Consider the following 16,941-nt stretch of genomic DNA (forward strand, 5'->3'; position numbering starts at 1 on the left):
TTCGAGTCTCTCACGCGGCTCCATTCCTGTCGGCACTGAGGGATAGTGTCGTCTTATGTCAATGACCTGTCTCGGGTGCGGAGTCGATTTCGAAGGCCGTCGGCTAACGCGTGTCGAACATCTGGCTGCGGTCGAGTCTTCTGAGTAGTAGGGAGATTTGGCTGAGGTATACGAAGCCTTCGTGCGCGGTGAGGGTGGCTTCGTAGTGGCGGTCGATGCGGCGGCAGTGGTTTATTCAGCCGTTGGTGGGTTCGACCATCCATCGTCGCGGCTGGACGATAAACCCGTGGCCGGGTTGGGCCCGGACACCACCTCGACACTGACACCCGCCCTGCTGGCGGCGGCGGCGACGGTCTGGTCGGTGTAGCCCGTGTCGACCCATCCGTGGCTGATGGTCGGGGCGATCGGTGTGGCCTTACGCAGGAGCTTGGGAAAGGCGGCCCGGTCCTGCACGTCAGCGTGGGGTGACGACGGCGGCGACCAGCACACCGGCAGAGTCGACGAGCACGTGTCGTTTCACGCCGTCGACCTTCTTCGCTCCGTCGAACCCGCGCGGCCCAGCCACCAGGGACGCTTTCACCGACGATGAGTCCACCACGGCGGCGGTGGGCCGTCGGCGACGGCCGGATTGGGTGCGGACCTCGCCGCGGACCGTGGTAAGGATTCGCGTCCAGGTGTGGTTGCGGCACCAGCGCAGGAAGTGCTTGTGCGCGGCCGACCAGGACACGGTGAACTCGTGCGGCAGATGCCGCCAGGCGCAGCCGGTGCGCAGCACATACAGGATGGCGTCGAGGTATTCGCGCCACCGTTGCGGTGGGCACGGCCGCCCACCTTTGGTGTGGTGAGACACCAGGAATCGGGCGATGCGCGCCCACGCGCTGTCGGACACATCGGAGCGGTACCGGCGCCGGCCAAGCGGTTTTGGGTGACATGACTATCGATGGTGTTCCACGGGTCCGACACAATCGTTGCTGTTCATCGTGTTGTCGGTGTTGTGTGGGACGCTGATCGGTAATGGCGCGGCACACCACATTCCGGTTCTGTCTCGACCCGACGGTCGAGCAGTACGCGGTGCTGGCCCGGCATGCCGGGGCGTCGCGGTTCGCGTTCAACCAGTGCCTACGGATCGTGAAAACCGCCCTTACTCGAGGCAAGACCGACGCGGATGTTGACGTGCCCTGGACAGGGTTTGATCTGATCAACGCGTTCAACGCGTGGAAGAAAACCGAAGACGCCGGGCGGGTCTTCACCGTCGATGGTCTCGGCGTCACCGAGACCATGGTGACGGGCCTGTCCTGGCGGCGTGAGGTGTGTCAGCAGGTGTTCGAGGAAGCCGCTGTCGACCTGGGTAAAGGCCTGAAATCGTGGTCGGATTCACGCTCGGGCAAGCGCAAAGGGAAACGGGTCGGCTTCCCGCGGTTCAAGAAGAAGACCGGCGACGTCGCGTCGTTTCGGCTGCGCAACAAGCATCTCAAGGGCAAACCAGCCGCGATCCGGGTAGGGGATAACAACCGGCCCCGGTCGGTCACACTGCCCGGCATCGGAGCCGTCGGGGTGCACGATGACACCCGCCGGTTGCGGCGCATGCTCGCCAAGCACCGCGCGAAAATCCTGTTCGCCACCATCAGCCATCACGGGGCCGGTGGTGGATCGCGCTCAACGTGGAGGCCGCCGATCTGCACTCTGCCCACCAGCACCGGACCCGACCCGACGATGCTGGCGGCTGGGTGGGGGTGGACCGCGGCCTGTCGGCATTCGCCGTCGCCGCCACCGCCGACGGCACCGAAGTCGCCCGCATCGCCGACGCGCCCAAAGCGCTGGCCACGGGCATCAAGCAGCAACGACGGTTGTCGAAGTCGTTGTCACGTAAGAAGAAAGGATCACACCACCGCAAGGATGCCGCCGCCCGGCTGGGGCGCCATCACCACCGTGTCGCCAACGTGCGCCACCATTTCCTACACCAGGTATCCAATGAGTTGGTCAAGACCCACGACCTGCTCGTTATCGAGAACCTCAACGTGGCAGGTATGTTGGCCAATCACCGGCTGGCCCGGGCGATCTCGGATGCCGGCTGGTCGGAGTTCGCCCGACTGGTGAAGTACAAGCAGGCGTGGCGGCGCGGCCAGCTCGTCGAAGCCGACCGCTGGTATCCCTCAACCCGCCTGTGCCCCGAATGCGGGGCGGTCAATCGTGCGATGACGCTGGCGGATCGGGTGTTCACCTGCGGTTGCGGGTACACCGCCGACAGAGACACCAACGCGGCCAGGAATCTGGCCCGCTGGGGCCACACCCATCACGACTCCCACCGAACCCCGGACCCCCAAGCAGGAGGCCGGGCCACCAATGTCCGCCGACGGGACGGCGCTGGCCAACACCCCCGTGTTGGCGAAACCAGCCCGAAAGACGCGGAAACCGACGTTCACACCGCCTCAGCGGCCTGAACCGACGACGCCCGAGAAGGGCGGTGCCCAACACTCACCAGAGTTGTTCGACACGCTTTAAAGGTGTTCTGCACCAATGCATGCAATGCAATGCATGCCAACAGTCACACCGCCGACGCTTGCTCTTTGCGGCTCATTTGTCCCAACTGTGACAGCCAGCTGCCGACGTACAAGGCGAGGAATCGCGGTAGCGGTCGCCACTACCGGCGACAGCGGTACGCCGACGGCCGGTCCTACTGACGCTCCAGCCACCTGAGCATCCAACTAACGTTCGACCCGCTCGCATACCAAGGCGAGTGCTCTACCACTGAGCTAAGGAGCCGGTCTTACCGGTGCCAGCCTAAAGGCTCATTCGTCGACGATGCGCTGGGAACGCACGGCTCGCGGCGCGGAGCGGCGGGACGGGCGGCGGCCGGGCAGCGGGATGCGCTCGGCGATGCTGCTCAACGGATTGACGACCATGGTCAGCGCCATCACGGCGTCTTGCAGGGTCGCGATGGCCGGCTCCAGCGCCTCCATCCCGGGCGCCAGCCGGCTGAGGGTATCGGCGACGTTGGCGAGCTGTTCGAGCGGCCCGTGTCGCGCCGTCAGCTTGTCGATCAGGCCACCCTCGGCCAACAGCCGATCGGCGAGCCCGTCCTCGGCAAGCACCCGCTCGATCAGCCCGTCGTCGGCGACCAACTGATCGACCAGCCCACCGGGCTTGAGCGCCCGCTCCAAGCCACCGCCCTCGGCGGTGAGCCGGTCGAGCAGACCGCCGGGCGCGGTCAACAGGTCCACGACCCCGCCCGGTCGCAGCAGCCGATCCACCGGCCCGTCCGGCGCCAGCGCACGCCCCAGCGGCGCGTCGTCGTCGAGCAACCTGGCCAGCCGATTGGCCCGGGTGATCGCATCATCGATGCCCAGCATGTGCACGACCGCGTTTGACCCGGCCGGGCTGCCCGTCCCACCCAATGTGCGCTGCGCCAAGCCCAGCGCCGAGGTCGCAACGCCCAGGCCCGCATCGGCGGCGGCCAACCCCACCCGAATGGGCATGGTGGCGATGGCCGCCAGGCTGTTGTCGGCGTTCATTCCCCGAGTCTATGCACGCCGGCCTGCGCTAACGCCAGTACGGCGCAGATCAGGCTGGCAAGGAACTCACAGGAATCACACAGTTGCCTTGGAGGTAACGTTCAACCGGGTACGAGGGAATAGACAGTTATGGCATCGGTATCCACAGGCAACCAGGCCCCCGAGGCGCGGATCCTCGTCGTTGACGACGAGACCAACATCGTTGAGCTTCTCTCGGTGAGTCTCAAATTCCAGGGCTTCGAGGTCTATACCGCCACCAACGGGCCGGCGGCGCTGGATTTGGCCCGCGAAGTCAAACCGGACGCCGTGATTCTGGACGTGATGATGCCGGGGATGGATGGCTTCGGGGTGTTACGCCGGCTGCGCGCCGACGGTATCGACGCGCCTGCGCTGTTTTTGACCGCGCGCGACTCGTTGCAGGACAAGATCGCCGGGCTGACTCTCGGCGGCGACGACTACGTCACCAAGCCGTTCAGTCTGGAAGAAGTGGTCGCCAGGTTGCGGGTCATCCTGCGGCGCGTCGGCAAAGGCGTGGTAGAGCAGCGCAATGCCCGGCTGAGGTTCGCCGACATCGAGCTCGACGAGGACACCCACGAGGTGTGGAAGGCCGGCGAGCCGGTATCGCTGTCGCCCACGGAGTTCACCCTGCTGCGCTACTTCGTGATCAACGCGGGCACCGTGCTGAGCAAGCCGAAAATCCTCGACCACGTTTGGCGTTATGACTTCGGCGGTGACGTCAACGTCGTCGAGTCCTATGTCTCGTATCTGCGCCGCAAGATCGACACCGGCGAGAAACGCTTGCTGCACACGCTGCGTGGGGTCGGGTATGTGCTGCGCGAACCACGATGATCGCACGACGAGATAACGCCCGGTAGGCGAAGAATGCGGAGATGGTGAAACTCCGTCGGGTCGCATTCCCGCTTCGGGTCAGCCTCGTTGCCGCAACCCTGGTGCTGGTGGCGGGCGGGTTGGCGACTTCCGGGGTGGCGGTCACTTCGATCCTGCGCCACAGACTGATCGACCGGGTCGACCAGAACCTGCTCGACGCGTCCCACGGGTGGGCGCAGGCGCCGCGACGGATGACGGCGCTACCACCCGAGGGCCCGAACGCAGACCGCCCGCCGTCGAACTTCTATGTACGCAGCATCGGCCAGGACGGACGCACCTGGACGGTGGTCAACGATCGCAACGCCGAACCGGCACTGCCCGAAGACAACGACGTGGGTCGTGAGCCCGTGACGGTTGGCTCGGTTGACCGATCCGGCGTGCGATGGCGGGCGATGTCGGTGGTGGGTCCGCTGGGCCGATCGATCACCGTGGCTTTCGACCTTTCCGATGTGCAGCACACGGTCCGCTCACTGGTGTGGTTGCAGGTCGGCATCGGCGCAGCGGTGCTGTTGATCATCGGCCTGGCCAGTTATGCGGTGGTGCGCCGCAGCCTACGGCCGCTGACCGAAGTCGAACACACCGCCGCGGCGATCGCCGACGGCCAGCTGGACCGCCGCATAACCGAACGCGATCAACGGACCGAGGTGGGTCGGCTTTCGTTGGCGCTCAACGGAATGCTGGCGCAGATCCAGCGGGCGCTGGCGTCGTCGGAGTCTTCGGCGGAACAGGCGCGCAGGTCGGAGGAGCGGATGCGACGGTTCATCACCGACGCGAGCCACGAACTGCGCACGCCGCTGACCACCATCCGCGGTTTCGCGGAGTTGTATCGGCAGGGCGCCGCCAGCGACACCGAGATGCTGATGTCGCGGATCGAAAGCGAATCGCGCCGGATGGGTCTGCTGGTCGACGATCTGCTGCTGTTGGCGCGGCTGGATGCGCAACGGCCGCTGGAGCGGCATCGGGTGGACCTGTTGGCGCTGGCCAGTGACGCTGTACACGATGCTCAGGCGATCGCACCGGAGCGGAAGATCGTGATGGAGGTTTTCGACGGTCCCGGCACTCCGGAGGTGCTCGGCGACGAGGCTCGGCTACGTCAGGTGCTGGGCAATTTGGTGGCCAACGCTTTGCAACACACGCCGGGCAGCGCCGACGTCACCGTGCGGGTCGGCACCGAGGGCGACAACGCCGTGCTGGAGATCGCCGACGCGGGCCCCGGCATGAGTCGGCAGGATGCCGCGCGCATATTCGAGCGGTTCTTTCGCACCGACTCGTCACGGGCGCGGGCCAGTGGGGGAACCGGGCTGGGGTTGTCGATCGTGGACTCGTTGGTTTACGCCCACGGCGGCACGGTGACGGTGACGACTGCGCCCGGGCAGGGCTGCCGGTTTTACGTCGCCTTGCCACGCATCAAGGCAAAGGCTCCCACTTTGCGCGGAGATCCCGGAAATTAGCCTGGAACGACTACCCGAATATAAGGTTATGTGACGTCAAGCAAGGTCGCACGTGTGCATGGTTAGATCAGACAAGGGCCAATTCGATGACGACTCAGAATAACAATGGCGGTTCAGTCCACAGCGGTGATTCCGCGTCCGCGCTCGCTGCGCTGTATGCGGCCGAGCGGACCGACGTGCAAAACGTCCTGGGGCACGCACTGACGCTGATAAGCATATTCATGGCCTACGCTACAGTAATTGGCGTTGCCTGGGCGACGAAGCCGGATACAATACCGCACTTCTTGGCTCCCATTGTTCCTATACCCGCATTGTTAGCAGTAGTTTGGCACTCGCAATTGATCAGTCGAATATGGGCGCACAACCAGGCGATCTTCATACTCGAGCAGAGGTTGTTGGATCAGATTCCGAGCATCAAAGATCCCACAAGACGTTGGATCGGGCATACCAGCGGCCGGCTGGTAAATGAGATTCCGATATTGTTGAAAGAGAGAAGATTTGGGATGGCCGCCGCGAGCATTATCGCATATGGGGGACTATTCGCGATCGTGTTGGCTCTTGTAATTACAAGTCTCGTAGTGCCCATTATTATAAACCAGGATTGGCAAGGGCTGGCATGGGTGATGGCGGTTGTGTACACGGTCGTTCTGTTTATACTGGCCGCCTCGTATAAGGCTACGTTCGGCATCAGTATAGAGAAGATGGATGAGTGGGCGAAATCTGCTTATGGTGCCTTCCCCGACCAATTCAACACAATGCATGGCAATTAGGAATAATGGGATTCGGGCTCACGCCAGCTCGGCCAGCGCCGCCTTGATCTTGGCCCGTGCCTCGTCGAGGGACTCCGGCGTTGGATTGCGTTCGACGTGGGCGAAACCGAAATCGCTGAGGCTGCGGGTCGGGAAGACATGGATGTGCAGATGGGGGACCTCCAATCCGGCGATGATGACGCCGGCACGCCTGGTGCCGAATGCCCGGCACACGGCCTTTCCGATCAGCTGGGCCACCGCCATCACACGGCCGAACACCGCGCTATCGACGTCTTGCCAGTTATCGATCTCGGCGCGCGGCACCACCAGCGTGTGTCCCTGCGTCATCGGTTCGATGGTCAAAAACGCGACGGTCTCGTCGTCTTCGTATACGAACCGGCCTGGCAGCTCCCCGTTGATGATCTTGCTGAAGACGGTCGACATGCGCTCCAGCATATGGACCCGCGATCACCGCCGAGATTGCCGTCATGGTTGTGATTGCGGGGGGCCGACGGGTTCACTCCGGTGTGCCGAAGGTCATCGCGTCCAGGTTCCAGTAGCCGCGCATGTTGGCGATCAGTCCGGCGTCGTTGACGCGGTAGGTGAACACACCGCGGACCGAACTTGTGATTCCGTTGTCAAACTTGCTGTCCAGCACCAGGATATGCGCGATTTCGTTGGGTGAGCTGGACGGGAACGTCTCCTCGCAGGTGATCGTCAGCTGGTTGGCGGCGATATTGGTGTCGTAGAACCCGGCGACTCCCTCCTTGCCCCGCACACCGGCGCCATCCGGGTTGGTGACAGCCTTGCCGATCGGGTCCTCGACGACGACATCGTCGGCCATCAGCGCCAACCAGCCCTCCCGGTCATGCGCCTGCACGCATCGCCACGACGCCTGTGATGCAGCCAACGCGGGTGATTGCTGAACCGTTTCTTGCGACATTTGCACTCCTATCTCTAGATGGCGCAGGCGGCACGGGCGCCGTCCTCGGTGGCTTTGCGGATCAATCCCAGGCCGGTGCAGTCACCGGCGGCGTGCACTGCGGTGTCGGGCAGGGCAGTCACCAGCGTGTCGAACAACGCGGTGTCGGGCTCCGGGGTGCCGGCCACGACGACGGTGTCGGCGGCCAGCTGTCGTGTCGTGCCGCCACCGGGAGTGAACACCACCGCATCGTCAGTGATTCGTTCGATGGCCGCCCGGACGTGCACGGTGACACCGAGGCGGTCGAGCCGATCCATATGTTCGGTCTTGCGTTTATTGCCGACTTCAGGGGCGATGGCCTTGCCCGATTCCACGATGGACACCAGTCGCCCACGGCTGGCCAGGAATTCGGCGAGTTCGACGGCGACCAGGTCACCGCCGATGATGACGACGCGCCGGCCGACCGGCATCCAGGCGCGGGTGGCGATGCGTATCGCCTTCGGTGGCACGACCCGATGTGTCCACCGCGCCAACTGCTCACGCAATGCAGGCCCGGTGCGGACATGCGGGAGTTGATCCCCGGGGACCGCCGGGACCGCGATGCGGCCACCGGTGGCCACCACCACCGCGTCCGGGGCCAGGTCGACAACCTGGCTGGCTTCCACAGTGTGGCCCAGCTCGACTTTGACGCTGCTGCAGGTGATTTCACTGCGCAGGTACCGCAGGAACGGTTCGTTCTCCGGGTGCAGGATCGCCGCCCACCGCAACGCGCCGCCGAGTTGACCGCCGCGCTCGAACAGGGTGACCCGGTGGCCGCGCTTGGACGCGACCCGGGCGGCCTCCAAGCCGGCCGGGCCGCCGCCGACAACCACCAGCCGCTTGGCACGGGCACTGCGTGTCGTGGCCAGTTCGCGTTCCTTGCCGGTGCGCGGATTGACCGCGCAGTCGACCGAGAACCGCAGTTCCATGGCGTCGATGCAGTTTTCACACGAGATGCATTTACGGATGCGGTGCGCTTGCCCGGTCCGTAGTTTGCGCGGAATCGCGGGATCGGCGAGCAGCGGACGGCCCATCGCGATGAAATCGGCGCGCCCGTCGGCCAGGATCTGCTCGGCGCGGACCGGGTCGTGGATGCGGCCCACCGCGATGACCGGCACGTCGACCACCTCTTTGACCGCCGCTGCCGCCCCGACGTTGAGTTCGTCGCCGTCAGCTGCGCCGTTGACCATCTGGGTGACCAGCCGGTCGATGACTCCGCCGCTGACGTGGAAGGCATCAACCCCGGCGGCCACCAGTTCGGGTGCGACCTGCGCGGTTTCGTGGATCGGGCGGCCGCCGGCGACCCGCTCATATCCGGAAATTCGCAGCGTGATCGGCAGTGCGTCGCCGATTTCGGACCGGATCGCGGCCAGCGTCTCCAACACGATCCGGATGCGGCCGCGCGCCGAGTCGCCACGGTAGTCATCGGTGCGCCGGTTCCGTTGCGGCGCCAGGAAAGAGCCCAGCAACATGTAACCGTGCGCGGCGTGCAACTCGATACCGTCGTAGCCGGCTTCGGCGGCGCGGCGCACCGCCGCCTTGAACAGGTCGAGCACCTGCCTGAGCTGCTCCGTGCTGATCTCGGCCGACGGTCGCCCGGTCAAATACGACGGAATCACCGACGGGCCCAGCGATGTCACCCCGTGCATCTCCGGGCCCAGGCCGTCGGGTCCGGCGTGCACGATCTGTGGCTGGATCTTGGCGCCGTGTTCGTGCACCGTCTCCACCAGGGCCCGGTGTGCATCCACCGCCGCGTCGGTGCCCAGGTGCAGGCCGCCGGGTGTCTCCGGGTGCTGGTGGTCAACTCCGGTGGCGCCCACCGTGATCAGACCGACACCACCCTGCGCGCGGGCTGCGAAGTAGTCCCGGGTGCGCTGCGACGGCATCCCGTCGGGTGTGCCGTACATCGTTTCCATCGGCGACATCACCAGCCGGTTGCGCAGCGACATGGCGCCGATCCGTCCCGGCTGCAGCAGGTGGTGGAAGGTCTTCACCGTGGTCAGCCCAACCGCCACCGACGTCGACTGTGGGCCGACGCTTCGAGTGTGCGCTGACGGCTTCGAGCGTGCGCTGAGGGCGACTCTCGTCGGCGTGTCGCCGCCCTGGCCGCACAGTCAACGCGCACGGCCGCCATGGATGCACAGTCGCCAAACCACGTGTTCACCGCACGAAGCGGCCGGCGAACGCGCGCAGCGGCAGGTCGGCGCTGGTGACGATGCCGGGCTGTAGTTCCAGCTCGGGATGTCGGATGATCCGTTTTATCATCTCGGTCCCGACATTTCCGGAAGCCACCTGGAACACCCGTAGCGGGCCGGACACCGGCGACATGTGGCTACCAGTCGGCGTCGGTGTAGCGGATGACGCCGCGAATATTCTTGCCGTTCAGCATATCTTGGTAACCGTCGTTGATCTGCTCCAGCTTGTACTGGCGAGTGACCATGTCGTCGAGGTTGAGCTTGCCGGCCTTGTACATCGACAGCAGTTGCGGGATGTCGTACTGCGGGTTGCCACCGCCGAAGATGGTGCCCTGCAGGTTCATTTGCATCAGGGTCAGCATCGCCAGGTTCAGCGTCACTTGGTCGTCGAGCATGCTGCCGATCGCGGTTGCCACGCAGGTACCGCCCTTGGCGGTCATGATCATGTAGTTCTCGATGTCGGCGCCCTTGAGTTCGCCGACGGTGACGATCACCTTCTTGGCCATCAGGCCCTGGGTGAGCTCCATGATGCCCGCCAGCGCCGACTCGATGTCCGGATAGACATGGGTGGCACCGAATTTCAGGGCCTGATCGCGCTTCCACTCGACCGGGTCGATCGCGAAGATGTAGCGGGCGCCGGCGTTGACCGCTCCCTGCAGCGCCGACATGCCGACGCCGCCGATGCCGGCGATCGCGACGTCGTCACCGGGCCGGATGTCGGCGGTCCGGGTGGCCGAGCCGTAGCCGGTGGTGACACCGCAGCCGACCAGGCAGGCGACCTCGAACGGGATCGACGGATCGATCTTCACCACCGAGCTTTCATGCACGACCATGTACGGCGAGAAGGTGCCCAGCAGCGTCATCGGGTAGACGTCTTGGCCGCGGACCTGGATGCGGAAGCTGCCGTCGGATATCGCAGCGCCATTCAACAGGCCGGCACCCAGGTCGCACAGATTGCGCATCCCGGCCTGACATGACGGACACTTGCCGCAGGACGGGATGAACGACAGCACCACGTGGTCGCCTTCGGCGATGTCTTCCACCCCGGCACCCACTTGAGTGACGATGCCTGCACCCTCGTGGCCGCCGAGCACCGGGAAACCGGCCATCGGGATGCCGCCGGTCACCAGGTGATGATCGGAGTGGCACATTCCGGCCGCTTCCATCTGGATCTTGACCTCGTGTTTGTGCGGGTCGCCGATCTCGATTTCCTCGATCGACCATGGCTGGTTGAACTCCCAGATCAGCGCGCCCTTTGTTTTCACCGCGAACCTGCTTTCGACTTGTTGTCAGGACTTGAGCGTCAGCGTAGTGACGGGAGTCACCACAGCGGCACGGGGGTCTTACCCAGCGGGTAGTAGCCGGGCAGTTTCTCACCGGCGAGGCTGCGCTCGATACGCCGCTGCATGCCCGTGGACAGCCTGCCGGCCTTCATCAAATCCATGTACAGCGTCTGAACATGGCCGAAGTCGAAGAAGTCTCGCTGCCATTCGATGAGTTTGTCGGTGCCCAGCCGGAACCAGCTACCGCCGATCCCATAGATCTCTTGCGTATCGCCGTCCCCGTCGACGACGACCTGCTTCCAGAAACCGACGATCTCACCCTGCCGGTCGTCGATGAGGACCTTCTGGTACGGGTACTGCCAGTTCTCCAGACCCTGCATCTCCAAGCCGAGCGCGATATCGCGGATTTCATCGATCCCGATGCACATCACGTCTTCTTTGGGCCCGATGTTCCAGCCATAGGTGGCGTCGGGGGCGTAGAAGTCGGCCAGCGGCTTCCAGTCGCCCGCCTTTTCGCAGTCCTTATTTGCGCTGAGCCAGGACTGGACCCACTTTTCGAGCTCTTCGCGTGGGAATGACGCCATTGTCAGTCTTCTTTCTCTTCGATGGATAAAGCCTGCGTCGGGCACGCCCACACGGCTTGCTCGATCTGTTTACGGGCCTCTTCGGGCGGCTCGTCGTCGAGGATTTCGACCTGGCCTCGTTTGGGCACCCGGAAATAGTCGGGCGCCTCCAGTTCGCACATCGCATGTCCCTGGCACAGATCCAGGTCGGCTTTCACCTTGTAGCCCATCATTGGCCCCCAGTACGGCGGCGGTAGCGCACCCTGGCCGGCTGGGCCAGCTGCACCACCATCTTGGAGTGATCGTTGCGATAACTCTCCGATGGCTGGGCCATCTCGAATTCGTACTCGCGCAACAACACCGAGAAAATCGCCTTGATCTGCATGGTCGCGAACGCCGCACCCACACAGCGATGCCGGCCCGCGCCGAACGGAATCCAGGTCCACCGGTTGACCAGGTCTTCGGTGCGCGGCTCCTCGTAACGCTCCGGCACGAAGTCGTTCGGCTCAGGAAAGTCCTCCGGGATCCGGTTGGAGATCGCCGGTGAGGCCGCCACGAAATCGCCTTCGTGAATCGGATAGCCGCACACTTCGAATTCACCTTTGGCCACCCGCATCAGGATGATCAGCGGTGGATGCAGCCGCAGTGTCTCCTTCAGCACATTATCCAGCCGCGGAATCTGGCGCAGCGCATGGAAACTCACCGATTGACCGTCGGCGTAGAGCTCGTCAAGTTCTTTGATCACGTGCAAGTACACATCTGGGTGGCGGATCAGCTCGATCAGGGTCCACGACGCGGTGCCCGAGCTGGTGTGATGACCGGCGAACATCAGCGAGATGAACATCCCGGTGACCTCGTCGGCGGAGAAGCGCGGATCGCCGTCGTCGTCCTTGATCGACACCAACACGTCGAGCATGTCCCGATCGCTCTTATCGGCCGGTGGATTGGCGACCCGGTGATCCATGATTTCCTGAACGAGCGCCACCAACCCTATTCGGGCCTCGTCGCGGCGACGGAAGCTCTCGATCGGCAGATACGGGTCGACGTAGCACAACGGGTCGGTGCCGCGCTCCAACTCGTGGTAGAGGTGGGCGAACCGGGAGTCGAGTTGGTCGCGGAACTTACGCCCGATCAGACACGCGGTCGAGGTGTAGATGGTCAGCTCCGCGAACAAGTCCAGCAGATCGATTTCCCCGCTCTCGCCCCAGTTTTCGATCATTCTGCGCACTTCACGCTCGATGGTGACGGCGTGGCCCTTCATGTGCTCGCCGCGCAGCGCGGAGTTGTGCAGCATCTCCTTTCGCCGCTCCGGGCTGGCGTCGAACACCACGCCCTTGCCGAAGATCGGCGTCATGAACGGATAAGCTTCGGCTTGGTCGAGGTCGTCGTCGCCGGCCCGAAAGAAGAACTCATTGGCATTCGCGCCGGACAGCAACACGACCTGCTTGCCGGCCAGCGCAAACCTGCCGACGTCGCCACACTCGTCGCGGACCCGCTGCATCAGCTCGATCGGGTCGGTGCGGAATTCCTCGAGGTGGCCGTACTCTTCCTGTCCGCCCGAAACGCGTGGAACAACTTGGCGCTCTTGACCGGTCACGGTTCCTCCGGATACTTCAGTTGCTGGCGTTTCGCGGGTGCGCTCGACAGCGGCGCCTCGGGTTGAACCTCCATCGACGTGATGAACCCGCCGCGCGGTGTTTCGGCGACGAACGCGATCGCCCGGGCCAGGTCGGAGGCCCGTAGGAAATAGTCATGGCGGGCTTGGCCCCACTTGGCCCAGTCCTCGAGCATCGGCCCGATCGAGTCGGGTGGCAGACTCCAGCCCATCCCGGTTTTCGTCGGGCCCGGGTGCACGATCGAGGCGCGGACACCGGTTCCTTCGAGTTCCATTTGCAGGTTGGTGACCATGGCCAGCAACGCCGCCTTCGCTGCGCCGTAGGCGCCCATGTGCGGACGCTGGCGCAACGCGACGTCGGACCCGACGAAGATGAGGTCGCCGCGTTGGCGTTCCAACATGCCGGGGAGCACCGCGGTGGCCAGTCGATTGGCGCCGATGAGATGGATCTGCACCTGCGATTCGAAGACGTCGCTGCTGATCTGATCCAGCCGGCCGAACAACGTGTCACCGGCACCGGTGACCAGTAGCTCGATGTCGCCGAGGTGTTCGGTCGCCCGGTGCACAAATCCCTTGACCGACTCCGGATCGGTGACGTCGAGATACAGCGCGACGGCCTCCCCATCCCGGGCCCGGATCTGGTCGACGATCTCCTCGCATTTGTCGACACGACGGGCGCCCAGCGCGACCGGGAAGCCACGGGTGGCCAGCTCGATGGCCGTCGCCGCGCCGATACCCGACGACGCGCCCGCGACGATGGCGGGGCGGCGGGCCGGATGTGGTTGGAAGCGAGGCATTTACCCGGTCTCCATGGTGATCGGCAGGTAGGCGAACCCGCGCACATTGCTGGAGTGGACGCGCACGGCATTGGCCTCGTCCACCTGGTAGCCGCGGATCCGGTTGGACAGTTCGGTCAACGCGACCCGCGCCTCCATCCGGGCCAGGTGCGCGCCCAGGCAGAAGTGCGCGCCGCTGCCGAAACTGACCAGCTTCGAGCCGATCTCGCGGCCGATGCGGTACTCGTCGGCATCCTCGAAGACCCGGTCGTCGCGGTTGGCCGAGCCCGGCAGCAGCAACAGCACGTCACCTTCTGCCAACGGGGTGTCATACAGCGTGAGCTCGTGGGCGACTCTGCGGGCCAGGATCTGGCTGGAGGTGTCGTAGCGCAGCGTCTCCTCAACCCACAGCGGGACTTTCGAGTGATCGGCGTACACACCGGCCAGCTGGTCGGGATTCTTGAAGCCCCAGTAGACGGCGTTGGCCAGCAGCTTGGTGGTGGTCTCGTTGCCCGCGACCACCATCAAAAACAGGAAAGCCATGATCTCCTGATCGGTGAGGTGATCCCCGTCGATCTCGGCCTCCAGCAACGCCGACGTCAAGTCCTGGGACGGTTTCCTGCGGCGTTCGTTGACCATTTCGGCGTAGTAGACCATCAGGTCGGCGGATGCCTTGATCGCCGACTCCGGAACGTCGGCCAGACCGTCGTCGCGGTGCATGACGCCGTCGGCCAGCTCACGGATTCCGGCCCGGTCCGATGCGGGCACCCCCATCAGCTCGGAGATGACGTCCATCGGGAGCTTGCCGGCGAATTCGGCGATGAAGTCGAAGCTTTCGCACTGGAGGGCGGTGTCGAGGTGCATCTTGGCGAGCTCCGCCACCCGCGGTTCGAGTTCGCGGATCCGGCGCGGCGTGAAGCCCTTGGACACCAGCGTGCGAAGCCGCAGATGCCCGGGATCGTCCATCGCCAGAAACGACATCACCCGGTGCGCGTCGGGTGTGCGTGAAATCGGATCCAACGACACGCCATAGGCATTCGACAGCGCGGTGCTGTTACGGAAGCCCTGCAAAACGTCTTGGTGCCGCGACAACGCCCAGAACTTCAACTCGTCGTTGCGGTACAGCGGGGCCTCGTCACGCAGCCGCCGGTAGTACGGGTAGGGGTCCTCGTGGAAGTGGTAGTCGTAGGGATCGAGCACCAACTCGGGTGTCTCCACAGTCATTTGTCCTCTCCCAAGATCAGGTTCACGATGTAGGCCAGCCGGTCAGCGATCTGGTGATACGTGAAAACGCCGCTGGCGGCGTTGACCAGCGCGCCGAAGAACGTCATCTCGAGGGTGGCCACCGTGCGCGGATCGGCATCCGGGCCGATGGCCGATGCGATGCGGCGATGGATCTCGGCGCCGATCCGGTCCCGGACTTTGCGGACCGCAGGATCGGCACCACCGCCGAGCAGCGCCGTCGTGCAGGCCGCGGCGACCTCGGGTTCGTCGGCGACCACCAGAACCAAGTGCCGCAGCGCCTTGTCCACCCGGGTCGGCATCGGATCGTTGACGTCGGTGAAGTAGGGCACCTGGCGCACCAGGTCCAGGTAGACCTCGGCGATCAGATGGTTCTTCGACGAGAAGTAGGTGTAGGCGGTCGCCGGTGCCACCTTGGCGCGGGCGGCCACCGCGCGCATGGTCAAGTCGGCGTAGGACTTCTCCCGCAGCACCTCGATGCCGGCGGCCAGCACTTTGCCGAACGTCTCGACTTGGCGAGGATTGCGCGTCTTCGCCGTGATCGCTACCACTGCATCGCTGGACACTTGTCCAAGTTATCGGATGTCGGCGTGAGGAGGCAAGTCTACTGGGTAGATAGCCAGAAAAGACAGCCCACTTGCCCCGCCGACAACCCGGCGGCTATGGTTCGAGTGAACTATTCCGGACAAGTGTCCACCACCCGTGAGGCGGGAGAAGATGACGTTACTGGCCGACGGCGCAAGTGCTCTGCTGATCGACGGCACACTGTCGCCCGGTAGCGCGGGCACCTTCCCGACGATCAACCCGGCGACCGAGGACGTGCTCGGCACCGCCGCCGACGGTGACGCTCAAGACATGGGTCGCGCCATCGAGGGGGCCCGGCGAGCCTTCGACGAGACCGACTGGTCGGCCAACACCGCGTTGCGGGTCCGATGTGTGCGCCAACTGCGGGACGCGCTGCGCGACCACCTCGAAGAAATGCGAGAGTTGACCATCTCCGAGGTCGGCGCGCCGCGGATGCTTACCGCCAGCGCGCAACTGGAGAGTCCCGTTGACGATCTGGCGTTCTCGGCGGACACCGCCGAGTCCTACCGGTGGAACCAGGATCTGGGCGAGGCGTCACCAATGGGCATTCCCAGCAAGCGCACTATCGCGCGGGAAGCCGTCGGCGTGGTCGGCGCGATTACCCCGTGGAACTTTCCGCACCAGATCAACCTCGCCAAGCTGGGACCGGCACTGGCCGCCGGCAACACGGTGGTGCTCAAGCCCGCACCGGACACGCCGTGGTGCGCGGCGGTGCTGGGCGAGCTCATCGTCGAGCACACCGACTTTCCCCCGGGTGTGGTCAACATCGTGACCTCCAGCGACCACAGCCTCGGGGCGTTGTTGGCCAAAGACCCACGGGTGGACATGATTACGTTCACCGGCTCCACGGCGACCGGACGCAGTGTGATGTCCGACGCTGCCGCCACGATCAAGAAGGTGTTTTTGGAGCTTGGCGGCAAGTCGGCGTTCCTCGTGCTCGACGACGCCGATCTGGCCGGTGCCTGCTCGGTCTCGGCGTTCGCGGTGTGTATGCACGCCGGGCAGGGATGTGCGATCACTACCCGGTTGGTGGTGCCGCGGGCCCGCTACGACGAGGCGGTCGCTACCGCGGCGGCCACCATGTCATCGATCAAGCCCGGAGACCCCACCGATCCCGGCAC

The 16,941-nt window shown here is 64.7% G+C and carries 20 protein-coding genes and 2 pseudogenes; 8 read left to right on the top strand and 14 right to left on the bottom strand.

The features are described from left to right. The first annotated feature begins 157 nt into the window (after window positions 1-157). Window positions 158-367 carry a hypothetical protein gene (locus ACRDTL_RS21295; protein WP_431508679.1) on the top strand — a complete coding sequence of 70 codons (210 nt, stop codon included), beginning with the start codon at window positions 158-160 and terminating at the stop codon, window positions 365-367. A gap of 87 nt (window positions 368-454) precedes the next feature. On the opposite strand, the gene ACRDTL_RS21300 is transcribed toward ACRDTL_RS21295, so the two are convergent. After that, window positions 455-889: a transposase gene (locus tag ACRDTL_RS21300; protein WP_431508680.1), complete on the bottom strand. Its 435-nt coding sequence runs from the start codon at window positions 887-889 to the stop codon at window positions 455-457. 125 nt (window positions 890-1,014) lie between these two features. Between ACRDTL_RS21300 and ACRDTL_RS21305 the strand changes: the two are divergent. Then, window positions 1,015-1,143 (top strand): annotated as a pseudogene (locus tag ACRDTL_RS21305) (helix-turn-helix domain-containing protein); the annotation flags it as partial. Window positions 1,144-1,374: 231 nt separating this feature from the next. Here the strand turns inward: ACRDTL_RS21305 and ACRDTL_RS21310 are convergent. After that, complete coding sequence (locus tag ACRDTL_RS21310; RefSeq protein ID WP_431508681.1) at window positions 1,375-1,635, bottom strand: hypothetical protein; 261 nt, start codon at window positions 1,633-1,635, stop codon at window positions 1,375-1,377. A 26-nt stretch (window positions 1,636-1,661) separates the two neighbouring features. Here ACRDTL_RS21310 and ACRDTL_RS21315 point away from each other — a divergent pair, with 26 nt between their 5' ends. Both ACRDTL_RS21315 and ACRDTL_RS21320 read left to right on the top strand, forming a co-directional pair. Next, a complete protein-coding gene (locus tag ACRDTL_RS21315; RefSeq protein WP_431508682.1) occupies window positions 1,662-2,441 on the top strand; it encodes an RNA-guided endonuclease InsQ/TnpB family protein in 780 nt (259 codons plus the stop codon). Between the two features lie 123 nt (window positions 2,442-2,564). Continuing rightward, window positions 2,565-2,681, top strand: a pseudogene (locus ACRDTL_RS21320) (HNH endonuclease); the annotation flags it as partial. A gap of 108 nt (window positions 2,682-2,789) precedes the next feature. Here ACRDTL_RS21320 and ACRDTL_RS21325 read toward each other — a convergent pair. Then, the gene (locus ACRDTL_RS21325) at window positions 2,790-3,512 is read right to left on the bottom strand and encodes a hypothetical protein (protein ID WP_431508683.1); all 723 of its coding nucleotides are present in this window, start codon (window positions 3,510-3,512) and stop codon (window positions 2,790-2,792) included. Between the two features lie 129 nt (window positions 3,513-3,641). On the opposite strand from ACRDTL_RS21325, the gene ACRDTL_RS21330 reads away from it, so the two are divergent. From ACRDTL_RS21330 to ACRDTL_RS21340, 3 genes are all read left to right on the top strand, one after another. Next, entirely contained in the window at window positions 3,642-4,361 is a 720-nt protein-coding gene (locus ACRDTL_RS21330) for a response regulator transcription factor (RefSeq protein WP_431508684.1), read from the top strand. A gap of 41 nt (window positions 4,362-4,402) precedes the next feature. Continuing rightward, window positions 4,403-5,851: a sensor histidine kinase gene (locus ACRDTL_RS21335; RefSeq protein WP_431508685.1), complete on the top strand. Its 1,449-nt coding sequence runs from the start codon at window positions 4,403-4,405 to the stop codon at window positions 5,849-5,851. 86 nt (window positions 5,852-5,937) lie between these two features. Beyond that, a complete protein-coding gene (locus tag ACRDTL_RS21340; RefSeq protein WP_431508686.1) occupies window positions 5,938-6,621 on the top strand; it encodes a hypothetical protein in 684 nt (227 codons plus the stop codon). An 18-nt stretch (window positions 6,622-6,639) separates the two neighbouring features. Here the strand turns inward: ACRDTL_RS21340 and ACRDTL_RS21345 are convergent, their stop codons facing one another. The 11 genes from ACRDTL_RS21345 to ACRDTL_RS21395 form a co-directional block, all read right to left on the bottom strand. After that, entirely contained in the window at window positions 6,640-7,044 is a 405-nt protein-coding gene (locus ACRDTL_RS21345; protein ID WP_431508687.1) for an HIT family protein, read from the bottom strand. Window positions 7,045-7,117: 73 nt separating this feature from the next. Further along, on the bottom strand, window positions 7,118-7,543 hold the full coding sequence (locus ACRDTL_RS21350; protein ID WP_431508688.1) for a nuclear transport factor 2 family protein: 426 nt from the start codon (window positions 7,541-7,543) through the stop codon (window positions 7,118-7,120). 14 nt (window positions 7,544-7,557) lie between these two features. Further along, complete coding sequence (locus ACRDTL_RS21355; RefSeq protein WP_431508689.1) at window positions 7,558-9,576, bottom strand: FAD-dependent oxidoreductase; 2,019 nt, start codon at window positions 9,574-9,576, stop codon at window positions 7,558-7,560. 145 nt (window positions 9,577-9,721) lie between these two features. Next, entirely contained in the window at window positions 9,722-9,889 is a 168-nt protein-coding gene (locus ACRDTL_RS21360; RefSeq protein WP_431508698.1) for a hypothetical protein, read from the bottom strand. Between the two features lie 4 nt (window positions 9,890-9,893). After that, window positions 9,894-11,021, bottom strand: coding sequence for an NDMA-dependent alcohol dehydrogenase (locus ACRDTL_RS21365; protein ID WP_431508690.1), 1,128 nt, complete (start codon window positions 11,019-11,021; stop codon window positions 9,894-9,896). 56 nt (window positions 11,022-11,077) lie between these two features. Beyond that, a complete protein-coding gene (locus ACRDTL_RS21370; protein WP_431508691.1) occupies window positions 11,078-11,623 on the bottom strand; it encodes a nuclear transport factor 2 family protein in 546 nt (181 codons plus the stop codon). 2 nt (window positions 11,624-11,625) lie between these two features. Continuing rightward, entirely contained in the window at window positions 11,626-11,832 is a 207-nt protein-coding gene (locus ACRDTL_RS21375; RefSeq protein ID WP_431508697.1) for a ferredoxin, read from the bottom strand. Further along, window positions 11,832-13,199 (bottom strand): cytochrome P450, encoded by a 1,368-nt coding sequence (locus ACRDTL_RS21380; protein ID WP_431508692.1) that lies wholly within the window; start codon window positions 13,197-13,199, stop codon window positions 11,832-11,834. Before ACRDTL_RS21380 ends, ACRDTL_RS21375 begins: the two co-directional genes overlap by 1 nt. Further along, the gene (locus ACRDTL_RS21385; protein WP_431508693.1) at window positions 13,196-14,014 is read right to left on the bottom strand and encodes an SDR family oxidoreductase; all 819 of its coding nucleotides are present in this window, start codon (window positions 14,012-14,014) and stop codon (window positions 13,196-13,198) included. Before ACRDTL_RS21385 ends, ACRDTL_RS21380 begins: the two co-directional genes overlap by 4 nt. Continuing rightward, a complete protein-coding gene (locus tag ACRDTL_RS21390) occupies window positions 14,015-15,217 on the bottom strand; it encodes a cytochrome P450 (protein WP_431508694.1) in 1,203 nt (400 codons plus the stop codon). It abuts the gene before it with no gap. Continuing rightward, complete coding sequence (locus ACRDTL_RS21395; protein WP_431508695.1) at window positions 15,214-15,801, bottom strand: TetR family transcriptional regulator; 588 nt, start codon at window positions 15,799-15,801, stop codon at window positions 15,214-15,216. Before ACRDTL_RS21395 ends, ACRDTL_RS21390 begins: the two co-directional genes overlap by 4 nt. Window positions 15,802-15,952: 151 nt before the next feature. Here ACRDTL_RS21395 and ACRDTL_RS21400 point away from each other — a divergent pair. Continuing rightward, window positions 15,953-16,941 (top strand): aldehyde dehydrogenase family protein (locus ACRDTL_RS21400; protein ID WP_431508696.1); only part of this gene is annotated, 989 nt, incomplete at its 3' end.

It is taken from the genome of Mycobacterium sp. (genome assembly GCF_050700595.1).
Taxonomy (GTDB): domain Bacteria; phylum Actinomycetota; class Actinomycetes; order Mycobacteriales; family Mycobacteriaceae; genus Mycobacterium.

Excerpts from the sequence above, each read along its gene's own strand:
- ACRDTL_RS21325 (WP_431508683.1), bottom strand. The coding sequence starts at position 3,512 with ATGAACGCCGACAACAGCCTGGCGGCCATCGCCACCATGCCCATTCGG.
- ACRDTL_RS21390 (WP_431508694.1), bottom strand. The coding sequence starts at position 15,217 with ATGACTGTGGAGACACCCGAGTTGGTGCTCGATCCCTACGACTACCAC.
- ACRDTL_RS21360 (WP_431508698.1), bottom strand. The coding sequence starts at position 9,889 with ATGTCGCCGGTGTCCGGCCCGCTACGGGTGTTCCAGGTGGCTTCCGGA.
- ACRDTL_RS21350 (WP_431508688.1), bottom strand. The coding sequence starts at position 7,543 with ATGTCGCAAGAAACGGTTCAGCAATCACCCGCGTTGGCTGCATCACAG.
- ACRDTL_RS21340 (WP_431508686.1), top strand. The coding sequence starts at position 5,938 with ATGACGACTCAGAATAACAATGGCGGTTCAGTCCACAGCGGTGATTCC.
- ACRDTL_RS21385 (WP_431508693.1), bottom strand. The coding sequence starts at position 14,014 with ATGCCTCGCTTCCAACCACATCCGGCCCGCCGCCCCGCCATCGTCGCG.
- ACRDTL_RS21330 (WP_431508684.1), top strand. The coding sequence starts at position 3,642 with ATGGCATCGGTATCCACAGGCAACCAGGCCCCCGAGGCGCGGATCCTC.
- ACRDTL_RS21335 (WP_431508685.1), top strand. The coding sequence starts at position 4,403 with ATGGTGAAACTCCGTCGGGTCGCATTCCCGCTTCGGGTCAGCCTCGTT.
- ACRDTL_RS21375 (WP_431508697.1), bottom strand. The coding sequence starts at position 11,832 with ATGGGCTACAAGGTGAAAGCCGACCTGGATCTGTGCCAGGGACATGCG.
- ACRDTL_RS21345 (WP_431508687.1), bottom strand. The coding sequence starts at position 7,044 with ATGTCGACCGTCTTCAGCAAGATCATCAACGGGGAGCTGCCAGGCCGG.
- ACRDTL_RS21370 (WP_431508691.1), bottom strand. The coding sequence starts at position 11,623 with ATGGCGTCATTCCCACGCGAAGAGCTCGAAAAGTGGGTCCAGTCCTGG.